Genomic DNA, 14334 nt, shown 5'->3' on the forward strand with positions numbered 1-14334 from the left:
CGGGTTCACGTCGATCTCCTGTCGCCCTGACTGCGCGCGACATGCCACGAAATGCCGCAGCGCGAAAGCCCGCGGCTTCGCAGGCGGTCAGGTGGTGACGTCGGGGGCGTCCTTGCCGGTATATTCGCGGATTTTCGCGATCTCCTCAGCGGCCTGAATGACCGGGGCAAGCGCATCCTCCACCGGCAGGTTCAGTTCGCCATTCGCGGGCTGGTAACGCTCCAGATAGACCCGCAGCGTCGCGCCCTCCGTTCCCGTGCCCGAGAGGCGCATGACGATGCGCGAGCCGTCGGTGAAGGCGATGCGCAGCCCCTGACGTTCCGAAACGGAGCCATCGACCGGGTCGGTATAGGCAAAATCATCCGCCGCCCCGACGGTCAGCCCGGCGAATTCCTTGCCCGGCAATTCGTTCAGCAGACCACGCATTCGGGTGACGAGATCATTTGCCCGGTCCTTCGGCACCGCCTCATAATCGTGGCGGGAGTAGTAGTTGCGGCCATATTCCGCCCAATGCGCCGCCATGATCTCCGCCACGGATTGCCGACGGGCGGCAAGGATATTGAGCCAGAGCAGCACCGCCCAAAGCCCGTCTTTCTCCCGCACATGGTCAGAGCCGGTGCCGGCGGATTCCTCGCCACACAGCGTCACCCGGCCCGCATCCAGCAGATTGCCGAAGAATTTCCAGCCGGTTGGCGTTTCATAGCTGCCGATACCGGCCTTGTCCGCCACCAGATCGGCGGCGCGGGATGTGGGCATGGACCGTGCCACACCTGACAGGCCCGCCGCATATCCCGGCGCGTGATGGGCATTGGCGGCCAGCACGGCGAGACTGTCCGAGGGCGTCACATAGATGCTGCGCCCGACGATCATATTGCGGTCGCCGTCACCATCGGAGGCCGCGCCGAAATCGGGCGCATCCGGCCCCATCATCACATCCATCAGATCTTTCGCCCAGACCGGGTTCGGATCGGGATGACCGCGCCCGAAATCGGGCAGCGGCTGGCCGTTCACCACGCTGCCGGGTTTGGCACCCAGACGGCGCTCCAGAATTTCGCGCGCATAGGGGCCGGTGATGGCGTGCATGGCGTCGAAGCGGATCGAGAAGCCCGCGGCGAACAGGTCGCGGATGGCACCGAAATCGAACAGCGTTTCCATCAGATCGGCGTAATCGGTGACCGGGTTGACGATCTCGATCTCCATATCGCCCATCTTCGCCGCGCCGGGCTTCGACAGATCGGCATCCTGCGTCTCGATAATGCGGTATTCCGTGATTTCCCGGCTGCGGTTGTAAATCTTGTCGGTCACGCTTTCCGGGGCCGGACCGCCATTCGCGCCGTTGAATTTCAGCCCGAAATCCTCGAACTCGCCGCCGGGGTTGTGGCTGGCGGACATGATGAAACCGCCATCCGCGTCACGCTTGCGGATCAGGTTGGAGGCGGCGGGCGTCGACAGAAGCGCATTGGTGCCGACGATAACCTTCTTCGCGCCATTCGCCGCGCACATGCGCAGAATGACCTGCGCCGCCCGGTCGTTGAAATAGCGACCGTCGCCGCCCAAGATCAGCGTCTTGCCCGTTGCGCCGCCAATCGCGTCGATGATCGACTGCACGAAGTTTTCCAGAAAATGCGGCTCCATAAAGACCTTGGTCTTCTTGCGCAGGCCGGAGGTTCCGGGTTTCTGGCCTTCAATCGGGCTGGTCTTGACGGTCGTGGCGGTCATGCGCGCTCTCCCTCGGGACGAACAGGGTGATAGAATCGGCGGCGACCCGGACAGATGGGCCGGGCTCTGTCCGATCCTGCGTCAAGGGATCGGCTGTGTCGAGAACCCGGTTCCATTCGCGACCCGGCAGTGCGGGCAGAACCATGTCTGCCCCGGTCTGTCCGCCGTTGATGACCACGAATGCCGCGTCCTCGGCGTAGCCGTCGCGTTCGGGAAGATCGGCGGCCATGCGCAGTTCCAGCCCGAGCGTGCGCAGCGCCGGGTTCTGCCAGTCGCCCGGTGTCGGCTCGGCCCCGTCCGGCAGATGCCAGACCAGATCGCGCCCGCCATCGGGGATGACCGAGCTGTGCAGGAAATGCCGTTGCCGCAGGACCGGGTGCGCGCGCCGAAGGGCGATCAGCCGGGCGGTGAAATCCTCAAGCGCCCGGTCCCGATTCGCCCAGCCGATCCAGCCGGTCGGGTTGTCCTGGCAATAGGCGTTGTTGTTGCCGTCCTGCGTATTGGCGATCTCGTCGCCCGCCAGCAGCATCGGGGTGCCCTGCGACAAGAACAGCGTTGCCAGCAGGTTGCGGCGGCGCAGCGCGCGGGCTTCGTTGATCGCGGGGTCGTCGGTCGGGCCCTCATGGCCGAGATTGTCGGAATGGTTGTCGTTATGCCCGTCCCGGTTGCCTTCCTGATTGGGCAGGTTGTGCTTGTCGTTATAGGAGGTCAGATCGGCCAGCGTGAACCCGTCATGCGCCGTGATGAAATTGACGCTGGCCTGTGGGGCGCGGCCACTGTGATCGAAGATCGGGGCAGAGCCGGTCAGCCGCTCGGCAAGCTGCGCGATCCCGCCATCGCCGCGCCAGAAGCTGCGGGCGGTGTCGCGGAACTTGTCGTTCCATTCCAGAAAGGGTGGCGGGAACGCGCCAAGCTGGTAGCCGCCCGGCCCGACATCCCACGGCTCTGCGATCAGGCGGATATTGGCCAGCACCGGGTCCTGACGCAGGGCAGAGAGGAAACGCCCGTCACGCGCAAACCCGTTCGCCTCCCGCCCCAGCACCGGGGCCAGATCGAAGCGGAACCCGTCCACGCCCATGATCTCCACCCAGTAGCGCAGCGAATCGAGGATCAGGCGGATCACCATCGGATGCGCGCAATTCACCGTGTTGCCGGTGCCGGTGTCGTTCACATAGTAGCGCGGATCATCGGCGCGAAGCTGGTAATAGCTGGCATTGTCGAGGCCTCGGAAGGACAGGGTCGGGCCAAGCTCATTTCCCTCAGCCGTGTGGTTATAGACCACGTCAAGGATCACCTCGATCCCGGCGTCATGAAGGCGGCGCACCATGTCGCGGAACTCCGCCGGGTCGCCTTCTGCGGTATAGTCCATCTCCGGGGCGAAGAAGGCCAGCGTGTTATAACCCCAGTAATTGCTGAGGCCCTTGCGCTGAAGGAAGCTTTCATCGGCATGGGCCTGCACCGGCAGCAATTCCAGCGTGGTGATGCCCAGACTTTGCAGATGGCCGATGACCGCATCGGTGGCCAGCCCCGCGAAACGGCCCCGTAAAGCCTCGTCAATCTCCGGCATGGCGGCGGTTAGACCCTTGGGATGGGCCTCGTAAATCACGATCTGATCCCGCTGATGCCGCGCCATAAGGGGCAGGCGGGCTGGATCGGCGGTGACGACGCATTTCGGCACGAAAGCCGCTGAATCGCGCTGGTCGAGCGACAGATCCGCCTGCGCCGCGTCTGCGTCATAGCCGAGGATCGCGTCGTCATGGATCAGCTTTCCGGCCAGCCTGCGGGCGTAAGGGTCGATCAGCAGCTTGGCCGGGTTGAACCTGTGACCGGATTGCGGCGTATAAGGGCCGTGGGCGCGCAGCCCGTAAAGCGCCCCTTCCAGAAGGCCGGGGATAAATCCGTGCCAGATGTCGCCAAGCCGGTTGGGCAGGCTCAGCCGCTGTGTCTCGGTCTTGCCGTCGGGCGAGAACAGGCAAATCTCGATCCGTTCGGCATGGGCGGAGAAGACGGCGAAGTTGACGCCGCCTTGCACGGGAACAGCCCCGAGCCGCTCGGCATTGCCGCCGGTGATCTTGTAGTTGGAAATCATCTGATCTTCAGTATTCGGTCAGGTTTTCTAAATCGGTCTTGCGTCCGGCCCTTCTTTGGCGCGCCAGCAGGGACGCGCCGGAACCGGTGGCGCCTTCGCTGCCAGATTGTGCCGCGATGGTAAAGGTATCAAAGCGGATGGCCTGCCCGGTTCTCTTGCCTTCTCACTGCTGCAAAAGCGGTTCTCAGCCCATCCGAATAGTCTTTCCTGATCTGATATGAACGGATATGGCTGAATGGTTAACGGTTCCGCTGAGATGATCTTTTTCACGATCTGGCCCCTTTTTGCCCTGATTTGCCTCGGGTTCGTCCTCGCGCGGTCGGGTTTTCCGTCCGCCGCGTTCTGGCCCGCGTCGGAGCGGCTGAATTACTTCGTCCTGTTCCCGGCGCTGCTGTTTTCCAGCCTTGCCGATGCGCCCATCCGTGACCCCGGCGTCTACCGGCTTGGCGGTGCGGCGGCGGCGACCATTGTGATCGCGGCTTTGGGGCTGAGCCTCATGCGATATTTCAGGCCGATCCCGGCGGCGCGTTTCGGTCCGGCGCTACAGGGCGTCATCCGGTTCAACACCTATCTCGGCGTCGCCGTCATTGCGAGCGTCGCCGGGGCTGAGGGGATCACCCAAGCCGCTGTTTATCTGGCTGTCGCGGTTCCGCTGGTGAATGTGCTGTCCATCATGGCCTTGTCGGATAACCCGGCGGGCGGAAAATCGCTGCTGCTTCTGAAAACGATTTTCAGAAACCCGCTTATTCTGGCCTGCCTTGCCGGTATCGTTGTCGCCCTGAGCGGGCTTGGCCTGCCATTTGGCTCCGATGCGTTCTTCCGGCTGCTGGCACAGGGCAGCCTGCCGCTCGGTTTGCTTTGCGTGGGCGCGGCGCTGCAACCGGCGACATTGCGGCACGATCTGAAGGGGCTGGCGGGCGTCAGCGTTTTGCGGCTTCTGTGTATGCCCGTTCTTGCCGTTGTGGTCGGCGGGCTGTTCGGGCTGAGCGGGGCAGAGGCGCTGATCCTGATGGTGTTCTCGGCAATTCCGACGGCACCGACTGCCTATGTGCTGACCCGGCAGCTTGGCGGGGACGGGCCGTTCATGGCCGGGATCATCACCGCGCAGACGCTGCTTGCCGTGCTGACCCTTCCGCTGTGCCTGTTCCTGTTCGCAGGGTTTTAGATGTCGCGATAGTCGTGCCACTGGCCGCGCCAGTCGCGCAGCCGCCATTGTCCCGCGCCGACGCGGACCGCATTCCGGCTTTCAAGCGCGACCTTGCCGAAACCGCCGGGCAGGTCCAGCATATAGGAGGGCAGCGCCACGCCGGAGATATGCCCCCGCAGCGCATCCATGATCTGCAAGCCGTGGTCGATCGTGGTGCGGAAATGGCTGGTGCCGCGGGCGAGGTCGCAGTGATGCAGGTAATACGGCGTCACCCGGAGCGCGGTCAGGCGGCGGAACAGATCGCTGAGCGTCTCCGCATCGTCGTTCACGCCCCTGAGAAGCACCGATTGCGACAGCAGCGGAACCCCCTCATCCGCCAGAGCGCGGATTGCCTGACAGGCCTGATCGGTCAGCTCATCGGGGTGATTGCTGTGGATGACGACAAAGACCGCCGCCCGACGCTTGAGAAGCGGCAAAAGGCTCGCCACCCGCGCGGGCGCGACCACCGGAACGCGGCTGTGAAACCGGATCACCTCCACATGATCCATCCCGTCAATTCGGTCGAGGATCGGCCCCAAACGCCGCGGCGACAGCGTCATCGGGTCGCCGCCGGTCAGGATCACCTCGCGGATCGCCGGGGTCCGGGCGATATAGTCAAGCGCGCCAGCCAGTGCGTCCTGCGCCAGCGGACCCGCAGCCCCGACCACCTCTCGCCGGAAGCAGAAGCGGCAATAGACGTCGCAGCTTTGCGTCACATGCAGGATCACCCGATCCGGGTAGCGATGTGTCAGCCCCGGCACCGGGCTGTGCGCCTGATCGCCGATGGGATCGCGCAATTCCTCCGGCCGGGTTTCCTGCTCCCGCGCGTCGGGGACGAATTGCGCCGAGATGCCCGGCGATGCCTGCTGCATCTCCGGCGTGATGAGGATGCGGAAATCCTGCGCCACCTGCTCCAGCGCCGGTCGCTGCGCCGCATCGGCGAGGCCAGCAGACACAAGCTCGCTGACCGAGGTGATGGCGCGTTGTCTCGTCGCGGTCATGGCGCTTGGCAGAATAAGGTTGCGCGGATCAGTTCAGCGCCGCGTGATGCAGCGGATAGTAGCCATCGCGAAACTCCCCGAACTGCTCATCCAGTTCCGGATGCTCGACCGGCTCGCCGGAATTGTCGGGGATCAGGTTCTGTTCCGACACATAGGCGACGTAATAGGTCGTCTCAGCCTCGGCATAGAGGTGATAGAAGGGTTGTTCCTTGTCGGGACGGCTGTCCTCGGGGATGGATTCGTACCACTCCTCCGAATTGGCGAATTCCGGGTCAATGTCGAAAACCACCCCGCGAAACGGGTGTAACCGATGACGCACAACCTGCCCGATCATGAATTTCGCTATACGCGCTTCCATATGCCCCTCTAACGGAATCCCCATCTTCTACGCCTTTCGGGTGACCCTGTCTATGGACGGGTTGCTCACAATTTTGGCAGATAACGCCGGGGAAAGCGTCCGAAAACCGGATTTATCGGCCTTATTCGGCCGGATTGCGGCGTTTCAGGCTGGCCTCGCCATTTTCGGTTTCAGGCACATATTCCGCGTCGTCGCCGGTTTCGACGATGTCGCGCGCCTCGGTTTCGTCCTCGTCCTCAAGTGCTGGCGGGGATTCCCCGGCGAGGAAGTTGCCCAGCCGTTCAAGCCCCGGAATATGGTCGGCCAACACCTTCAGCACCACCAAGAGCGGCACGGCAACGACCATTCCGAGAACTGACCAGAGCCAGGCCCAAAGCGCCACGGTGATAAACACGACAACCGTATTCAACTGAAGCCTGCGGGAGACGAAATAGGGCGTGACAAGCTGCCCCTCAAGCGAGGTGAACGCGAAATAGGTCGCGGCGACCATGACCGGCGTATAGAAATCGTCAAAGCTTATCAGTGCCACGATGAAGGCTGCCGCGACGCCTGTGACCGCGCCGAGATAGGGGATGAAATTCAGGATGAACGCGGCAATGCCCCACAGCAGCGGCTGCGGCATGCCCCAGAACCACATCCCCATCCCGATCCCGATCCCGAGTCCGGCATTGATCAGCGTGATCGCCCCGAGATACGAACCCAGAGAAGCCTCAATCTCGCGCAGCGCCATATAGGCGGCGCGTTTTTCCCTGAGATTGTCGAAGCTTTGCACGGTCTTGAGATACAGAAGATCGCCCGATGCGATCAGGAAGAACAGCAGGAAGATGGTGAACACGATCTGGCCCGCGACCGAGGGGCCTGCAGAGGCGAGGGTTTGCAGCGTCGATGTTTCTTCGGTGTCGACACGGACGCGGATTTCCTGCTCGCCGCCCGTGCCGCCCCCGCTATCGGCTTCCATCGTGACGGCGGTTTCCTGCCCGGGCAGCGCCCCGTCCGGCAGCGTTCCGATGACATCCGGCGCGGCCTCGCCGGTGGCGTCGGCTGCAATCTCGGCTTCATCGCCGCCGCCCGTCACCTCGTCAATTTGCTTGGCCGCTTCCTCCAGTGGCTTGACGCTTTCACGCAGCGAGGAGAACCGTTCCTCCAGCCTTTGCGTGATGCGCGGACTGTCCTCGACAATTTCGCTGATCGGGCCGGAAACGAAGTAACCCAAACCCCCGACAACCGCGATCAGGCCGATGGTGACAATGACGGCGCTGATCCCGGCGTTGAAGCCGCGCCTGCTCATCATGCGCCGGAAGGGGGAGAACACGAAGAACAGCAACATGGCCAACGTCACAGGCATCAGGAATGCCGCCGCCATCGTGATGAAATGGAACAGCAGGATCAGGAAAATCCCGACAATGGCCCAGCCCGGCACCGCGCTTCGCTTCTGGTCCCGGTTGACGGAGGGAAACCGGTGTTCCGGATTGTATCGCTGCTTGGGCGGCATGGGGTTCCTGCTGTTCGCGCGTCATATCCGCACATAACGCAGAACGCGGCGCGTGGGGTCCGCGCCGCGTTCATAATTGCCGCTAAACTATGTTAGCCCGCTGAAAACCGCTCAGATCGGGTTGTCGCCCTGTGCGTCGATCACGCGGGTCGGCAGGCCCATTTCGCCCAGCAGTTCAAGGAAGGGGCGCGCTGGCAGGTCCTCGACATTGACCATGCGTTTCACGTCCCAGATGCCGCGCGCGATCAGGATGGCCGCAGCCACGGGCGGCACACCGGCGGTATAGCTGATGCCCTGACTCCCTACCTCGTTATAGGCGTCCTTGTGGTCGGCGACGTTATAGATGAACACCTCGCCTTCCTTGCCGTCGCGCTTGCCCTTCACCAGATCGCCGATGCAGGTCTTGCCGGTGTAATCGGGGGCGAGGCTGGACGGATCGGGCAGGACCGCCTTGACCACTTTCAGCGGCACGACCTCCTGCCCCTCGGCTGTGGTCACCGGCTGCTCCGACAGGAGGCCCAGCGAGTTCAGCACCGTGAACACGTTGATGTAATGCGCGCCGAAGCCCATCCAGAACCGCACATCGGCGCTGCTGTAGCGGGCCGACAGGCTGTGAACCTCATCATGGCCGGACATATAGGCGGTCTGTTTGCCGACGACGGGCAGATCCCATTCGCGACCGACCTCGAACATCTTGTTCTCGGTCCATTTGCCACCCTGCCAGGCGTAAACCGTGCCGGTGAATTCGCGGAAATTGATCTCCGGGTCGAAATTGGTGGCAAAGTAACGGCCGTGGCTGCCGGCATTGATGTCGACGATGTCGATGGAGGTGATCTCGTCGAAATATTCATCCTCCGCCAGACGCGCATAGGAATTGACCACGCCCGGATCGAAACCCGCACCGAGGATCGCCGTCATCCCGGCTTTTTCGACCGCATCCCGACGTTTCCATTCGTAATTGGCATACCACGGCGGGGTCTCGCAGATCTTGTCCGGCTCCTCATGGATGGCCGTGTCGATATAGGCGCATTTCGTGTCGATGCAGGCCTGAAGAACGGTCATATTGATGAAGGCAGAGCCGACATTGATGCAGATGCCCGCATCGATCTGCCGGATCAACTCGGCCACGGCGGCGCTGTCCAAAGCGTCGACCGCGTGGCTGGTGAAGTCCATCTGGTGGCCTTTTTCACGCAGCGACGCAATAATCGCGTCGGCCTTCGGCTTTGTGCGCGATGCGATATGCAGCGTGCCAAACTCGCCCGCCCATTGCGCGACCTTATGTGCAGTAACCTTCGCGACGCCTCCGGCGCCGATGATGAGAACGTTCTTCGTCAACATTTCCCCCTTCGGTGTCAGGACAGGCTGTCCCGATAATCATCATAGGTAAATTCGCGGACAAGACGAATACTTCCGTCCTCTTCACGAATGGCGATCGAGGGCATGTTCACCCCGTTAAACCAGTTTTTCTTGACCATCGTATAGCCTGCGGCGTCGGCGATGCTGATCCGGTCGCCGATCTCCAGCGGGCGGTCAAACTGCGCATCGCCAAAGATATCGCCCGCGAGGCAGGTCTTTCCGGCGATCTGATAGGCATGGCTGCCGGTCATCGGCAGTTTCGCGGTTTCGCGATAGATCAGCAGGTCGAGCATATGCGCCTCGATGCTGGAATCGACGATGGCGACCTGTTTGCCGTTGTCGATGATGTCCAGCACGCTGACCTCCAGAGTGGCGCTGCGGGTGATGCTGGCCTCGCCCGGTTCCAGATAGACCTGCACGCCCATCTGGTCGCTGAACGCCTTCAGCCGGTCGGCGAGCCGGTCCAGCGGATAGCCCTCGCCGGTGAAGTGGATGCCGCCGCCAAGCGAGACCCAGTCGAGCCGCTTGAGGAAGCCGCCGAACTCCGCCTCGATCCGGTCTAGCTGGGTGGAGAACAGATCGAAATCGTCATTCTCGCAATTATAGTGGATCATGACGCCGCCGATGCGCCCCTCGGCCTGTTCCAGCCGCGCCATGTCCCATTCGCCAAGCCGCGAGAAGGGGCGGGCGGGATCGGCCAGATCGAAACCCGAGGTCGAAAAGCGCGGATTGAGTCGCAGCCCGCGTTCGATATGACCGGCCTTCTCCGCGAAACGGTCAAGCTGGGTCAGCGAGTTGAAGATGATCTTGTCGGCGTAACCGATGGCCTCGTCAATCTCGTGATCGGCCCAGGCGACGGAATAGGCATGGGTTTCCTTACCGAATTTCTCCCGCCCGAGCCGCAACTCGAACAGCGACGAAGAGGTCGTGCCGTCCATATAGTCGCGCATCAGATCGAAGACCGACCATGTCGCAAAACATTTTAGCGCCAGCAGCGCCTTGGCACCCGAGGCATCACGAAGCCGCGCGACGGTTTCCATGTTCCGGCGCAACGCGGCCTTGTCCATCAGGTAATAGGGCGTCTGAATCGTCATGGGTTCCTCGGGCAATGAGGGCGACGATATATCCCCCGGAGTCCGGTTTCGCAAGGAATGGTGACGATCTGACGACGGAGCGGCATAAAATCGCATTTCATTTTCATATATGCCGCCATGCTGTTGTATGGAAACCGTCGCCGGAAGCGCTTACGGTCCGAATTATCCTGAACAGAGGTCACGCCTGTCCGATCCCGCCGCATATTCCCCGGTCGAGCCTGAACGCAATGCCGCCATGATGCCGCGGCATGAGCGCCGCCTGGTCGAGACCCCGTCGGGGCGCATTCTGGCGCGGATGCATGACGGGCTGATCCGCGCCACGGCGATTCCCTATGCGAGGGCAGGGCGATGGCAACCCCCTCAGCCGGTTGAGGCGGCGGATAGAGATGCCGCAAAGGGCTGGTCGCCGGCATGTCCGCAGCTTCGGATTCCGCGCCTTGAGGCAGCCTTGCCCGATCCGTTCGGGCAGCTGAGCTTCGATGAAAACTGCCTCAACCTTTCGGTGACCGCTCCGTCCGGGGGGCGCGATCTTCCGGTGATGGTCTGGCTGCATGGCGGCAGCTACGAATCCGGCGCGGGTGATATGGCCGTGTTCGACCCGGCGGCCCTTGTGCGCGAACAACAGGTTATTGTTGTTGCCGTAACCTATCGGCTCGGTCTGCTCGGCTGGCTGTCAGATGGGGGCAGGCCGGGCAATCTTGGCGCTCTGGATGTGATTGCTGCGCTGCGATGGATCAGCCGCAATATCGCGTCGTTCGGGGGTGATCCGGGCAATGTCACCCTGTTCGGCCAAAGCTCTGGCGGGGATATGGCTGCACGGCTGATGGTGGCGGATGGTGCTGAGGGTCTTTTCCATCGGGTTATCATCCAAAGCGCGCCGCTCGCCCTGCCGCTGGGCCGCTCGCGGATGCGGCGTGCGATGCAAAGAACAGCCGGAGAAATCGCCACTGATGCGCCGGTTGGGGCGGTGCTTGCGCGGCAAAGTGCCGTGCTGCGGGCCGCGCGGCGTTTCGGGCTGGGCGGTCAGATGCCGTTCGGGCCGGAATTCGGTCTGGCACCGTTTCCCGCCGAGCCCGAGCTGAAAGCGGCGCATGCCGCCGTGGCCCCCCGCCTGCCCGTCCTGATCGGCCATACCCGTGACGAGGCGGCGCTTTTTCTGCCGCCGCCCGAAAGGCTGCTGGGACGTCTGGCGGATCCGGCGCGACGCATCGTCGTGTCGGCATTGACATCGCGGCTTTATGGTCACCCCGCGCGTCATTTCGCCTGGCGTCACATGGCTGCGGGCGGGCAGGCAACACGATTTGTGATCGAATGGGGCGGGGGCGCGTTCGGACGGGCGCATCTGTCGGAATTGCCGCTGCTGTTTCCGGGGCCGGACTGGATCGGGACGCCGCTTGTGCCGGAGGAGATGGATCTGGACGAACTCACCCGAACCGGCGCGGCGCTGCGGCGCATCTGGGCCGGATTCGCCCGCAACGGTGTCACCGGGGAAACGCTGCCCGGCCTGATCCGCTTCGTGCCGCAGCCCTGAAACGCAAAGAACCCGCGCCGGGCGCGGGTTCCTGAAGCTTTATCCGAAACCGATCAGGCTGCGGCTTTCGCCTTTTCGACGATTGCACCGAATGCCTCGGGCTCGTGAACGGCCAGATCGGCCAGAACCTTGCGGTCAACCTCGATCCCCGCCTTGTTCAGCGCATTGATGAAGCGCGAATAGGTCATGTCGGCGTCGACGGCGCGGACAGCCGCGTTGATCCGCTGAATCCACAGGGCGCGGAAATTGCGCTTGCGGTTCTTGCGGTCGCGGGTGGCGTATTGGTTCGCCTTGTCGACAGCCTGGGTTGCGGTGCGGAAGTTGCGCGAACGGTTGCCATAGTAACCTTTGGCCTGTTCGAGAACTTTCTTGTGACGGGCGTGAGTCACCTTGCCGGATTTAACGCGTGCCATATCTCAGTCCTCCGATCAGCGGTTATAAGGCATGTATTTCTTGACGATCTTGGCATCCGCGTCGCACAGGACAGTGGTGCCGCGCGCGTCGCGAATGAACTTCGTCGTGCGCTTGATCATGCCGTGGCGCTTACCGGCCTGAGCCGATTTGATCTTGCCAGAGGCCGTGCTGGAGAACCGCTTCTTCGCGGCTGCTTTGGTCTTCATCTTCGGCATTTTACGCTCCTTGTCAGAGGTTTAAGCGCGACTCGGCAATGCCATATCGGCCGGCCGCGCAGGTTTGAAGGCGCCCCTATACGACCAGAGGCGCCGGATTGCAAGCACGATCAGCCGAAAACCCGCGCCCAGGCCGCGCCGAGCTGATCGACGCCGACCGCGCCCGGTGCCATCCACGCGGCGACCGCCAGCATGATCAGTCCCGCGCAGAGCATGATGGCGGCACCGCGCGGAGCCTGGGTTCTCAATACCGAAATAATCGCTGCAACAACGGAGAGCGCGCAGAAAAACACGCCCAGCAAAAGAAGAATATCGGCCATAAATCAGTCCCTTCGTATCCGGGGGCTGAGTTACTCCGTTTCGTCGCGGTTGATCAAGCGTTCGTCGCAGGTCGCCACGCGCAGAATATTGGTTGTGCCTGCGACGTTGAAGGGAACACCTGCGGTAATGACGATCTGCTGGGCCTCCGTCGCGAAGCCGAACTCCTTGGAGATGCGCACGCCGCTGATGACCGCCTCGCGGAACCGGCTGAGCGGCGCGGTGACGACGCAATGCGTGCCCCATGTCAGGCAGAGCCGGCGCAGCACGGTGGAGATCGGCGACAGCGCAATGATCGGCACCCGTGGCCGTTCCCGCGCGACAAGGCTGACCGTGGTGCCGGATTGGGTATGGGCGCAGATGGCGGAAATATCCGTCGTCTCGGCAATTTCGCGGGCGGCGGCGACGATGCCGTCGGCCACGGTCTTGCGGTCGGCGCGGCGCGATGCCTCGATCACCTCGCGATAGGTCGGATCGCTCTCGACGGAGCGGGCGACGTGATCCATCGTCGTCACCGCCTCGATGGGGTAGTCGCCCGCCGCCGATTCCGCCGACAGCATGATCGCATCCGCGCCCTCATAGATCGCATTCGCCACGTCAGAGACTTCCGCGCGGGTCGGCACCGGGCTTTCGATCATGGATTCAAGCATCTGCGTCGCGACGATCACCGGCTTAGCGGCGGCGCGGCACTGGCGGACGAGGCGTTTCTGGATCGGCGGCACGGATTGGACCGGCAACTCGACGCCAAGATCGCCGCGTGCGACCATGATCCCGTCAGAGACCTGCAAGATATCCGCGAAAGAGCGAACCGCTGCGGGTTTTTCGATCTTCGACAGGATCGCGGCGCGGCCCTTGGCCAGTTGGCGCGCCTCCAGCACGTCCTCGGGGCGCTGCACGAAGGACAGGGCCAGCCAGTCCACGCCCAGCTCACAAGCGAATTCCAGATCGCCCCGGTCCTTTTCCGAAAGCGCGGCAAGCGGCAGGACCACGTCCGGTACGTTCACGCCCTTACGGTTCGAAATCGTGCCGCCGACCGTCACCGTGCAATCGGCGAAATCCTTGCCGCATTCATCGACTTTCAGCCGGATCTTGCCGTCATTGACCAGCAGTTCCGATCCCGGCTCAAGTGCTGCAAAGATCTCCGCATGGGGCAGGGTGACGCGGGTGGCGTCGCCCTCGGCCTTGTCGAGATCGAAGCGGAATTTTTGCCCTTCCTCAAGCTCATGTTCACCTGCGGCGAAGACGCCGACACGCAGTTTCGGACCCTGAAGGTCGGCGAGAATGGCAATCGGGCGGTTAAGATCCTGTTCGATCTGACGAATCGCGTCGTAGCGGGCCTTGTGGTCGGCGTGGTCGCCGTGGCTCATATTCAGGCGGAATACGTCGGCCCCGGCCTCGAACAAGGCGCGGATGGTGTCGTAATCCGACGACGACGGACCCAGCGTCGCGACGATCTTGATATTGCGGTGACGTCTCATACGGTCCCTCCAGATGTTTCCGCTATCATGGCGGAAAGGGACGGCGGCGACAACTGGCAGAGCGTGAAGAATTGACGTATGTC

At 62.9% G+C, this 14334-nt stretch carries 13 protein-coding genes; 2 read left to right on the forward strand and 11 right to left on the reverse strand.

What is annotated here, in order from left to right:
- Positions 1–87 precede the first annotated feature (87 nt).
- A complete protein-coding gene (locus tag PAF12_RS04070; RefSeq protein ID WP_271108724.1) occupies positions 88–1719 on the reverse strand; it encodes an alpha-D-glucose phosphate-specific phosphoglucomutase in 1632 nt (543 codons plus the stop codon).
- Positions 1685–3808: a glycogen debranching protein GlgX gene (glgX, locus tag PAF12_RS04075; RefSeq protein WP_271108725.1), complete on the reverse strand. Its 2124-nt coding sequence runs from the start codon at positions 3806–3808 to the stop codon at positions 1685–1687. Before glgX ends, PAF12_RS04070 begins: the two co-directional genes overlap by 35 nt.
- A gap of 256 nt (positions 3809–4064) precedes the next feature.
- Between glgX and PAF12_RS04080 the strand changes: the two genes are divergently transcribed.
- Positions 4065–4973: an AEC family transporter gene (locus tag PAF12_RS04080; protein WP_271108726.1), complete on the forward strand. Its 909-nt coding sequence runs from the start codon at positions 4065–4067 to the stop codon at positions 4971–4973.
- Here PAF12_RS04080 and PAF12_RS04085 read toward each other — a convergent pair.
- From PAF12_RS04085 to nspC, 5 genes are all read right to left on the reverse strand, one after another.
- Positions 4970–5995 (reverse strand): lysine-2,3-aminomutase-like protein, encoded by a 1026-nt coding sequence (locus tag PAF12_RS04085; protein ID WP_271108727.1) that lies wholly within the window; start codon positions 5993–5995, stop codon positions 4970–4972. The two genes, PAF12_RS04080 and PAF12_RS04085, sit on opposite strands and share 4 nt — an antisense overlap.
- A 28-nt stretch (positions 5996–6023) precedes the next feature.
- A complete protein-coding gene (gene hspQ / locus PAF12_RS04090; RefSeq protein WP_271108728.1) occupies positions 6024–6377 on the reverse strand; it encodes a heat shock protein HspQ in 354 nt (117 codons plus the stop codon).
- A gap of 97 nt (positions 6378–6474) precedes the next feature.
- On the reverse strand, positions 6475–7845 hold the full coding sequence (locus PAF12_RS04095; protein WP_271108729.1) for an AI-2E family transporter: 1371 nt from the start codon (positions 7843–7845) through the stop codon (positions 6475–6477).
- Positions 7846–7956: 111 nt separating this feature from the next.
- Positions 7957–9180: a saccharopine dehydrogenase family protein gene (locus PAF12_RS04100; protein WP_271108730.1), complete on the reverse strand. Its 1224-nt coding sequence runs from the start codon at positions 9178–9180 to the stop codon at positions 7957–7959.
- A gap of 17 nt (positions 9181–9197) precedes the next feature.
- On the reverse strand, positions 9198–10295 hold the full coding sequence (nspC, locus tag PAF12_RS04105) for a carboxynorspermidine decarboxylase (protein WP_271108731.1): 1098 nt from the start codon (positions 10293–10295) through the stop codon (positions 9198–9200).
- Positions 10296–10422: 127 nt separating this feature from the next.
- Here nspC and PAF12_RS04110 point away from each other — a divergent pair, with 127 nt between their 5' ends.
- Positions 10423–11826 (forward strand): carboxylesterase family protein, encoded by a 1404-nt coding sequence (locus PAF12_RS04110; protein WP_271108732.1) that lies wholly within the window; start codon positions 10423–10425, stop codon positions 11824–11826.
- A gap of 53 nt (positions 11827–11879) precedes the next feature.
- Here PAF12_RS04110 and rplT read toward each other — a convergent pair whose 3' ends face one another.
- The 4 genes from rplT to pyk form a co-directional block, all read right to left on the reverse strand.
- A complete protein-coding gene (gene rplT, locus PAF12_RS04115; protein WP_271108733.1) occupies positions 11880–12239 on the reverse strand; it encodes a 50S ribosomal protein L20 in 360 nt (119 codons plus the stop codon).
- Positions 12240–12254: 15 nt separating this feature from the next.
- Positions 12255–12455 carry a 50S ribosomal protein L35 gene (gene rpmI, locus PAF12_RS04120; RefSeq protein WP_271108734.1) on the reverse strand — a complete coding sequence of 67 codons (201 nt, stop codon included), beginning with the start codon at positions 12453–12455 and terminating at the stop codon, positions 12255–12257.
- A 110-nt stretch (positions 12456–12565) separates the two neighbouring features.
- Positions 12566–12775 carry a hypothetical protein gene (locus PAF12_RS04125; RefSeq protein ID WP_271108735.1) on the reverse strand — a complete coding sequence of 70 codons (210 nt, stop codon included), beginning with the start codon at positions 12773–12775 and terminating at the stop codon, positions 12566–12568.
- Between the two features lie 30 nt (positions 12776–12805).
- A complete protein-coding gene (gene pyk / locus PAF12_RS04130; RefSeq protein ID WP_271108736.1) occupies positions 12806–14251 on the reverse strand; it encodes a pyruvate kinase in 1446 nt (481 codons plus the stop codon).
- Positions 14252–14334 lie beyond the last annotated feature (83 nt).

This window comes from Paracoccus sp. SCSIO 75233 (assembly GCF_027912675.1).
GTDB lineage: Bacteria > Pseudomonadota > Alphaproteobacteria > Rhodobacterales > Rhodobacteraceae > Paracoccus.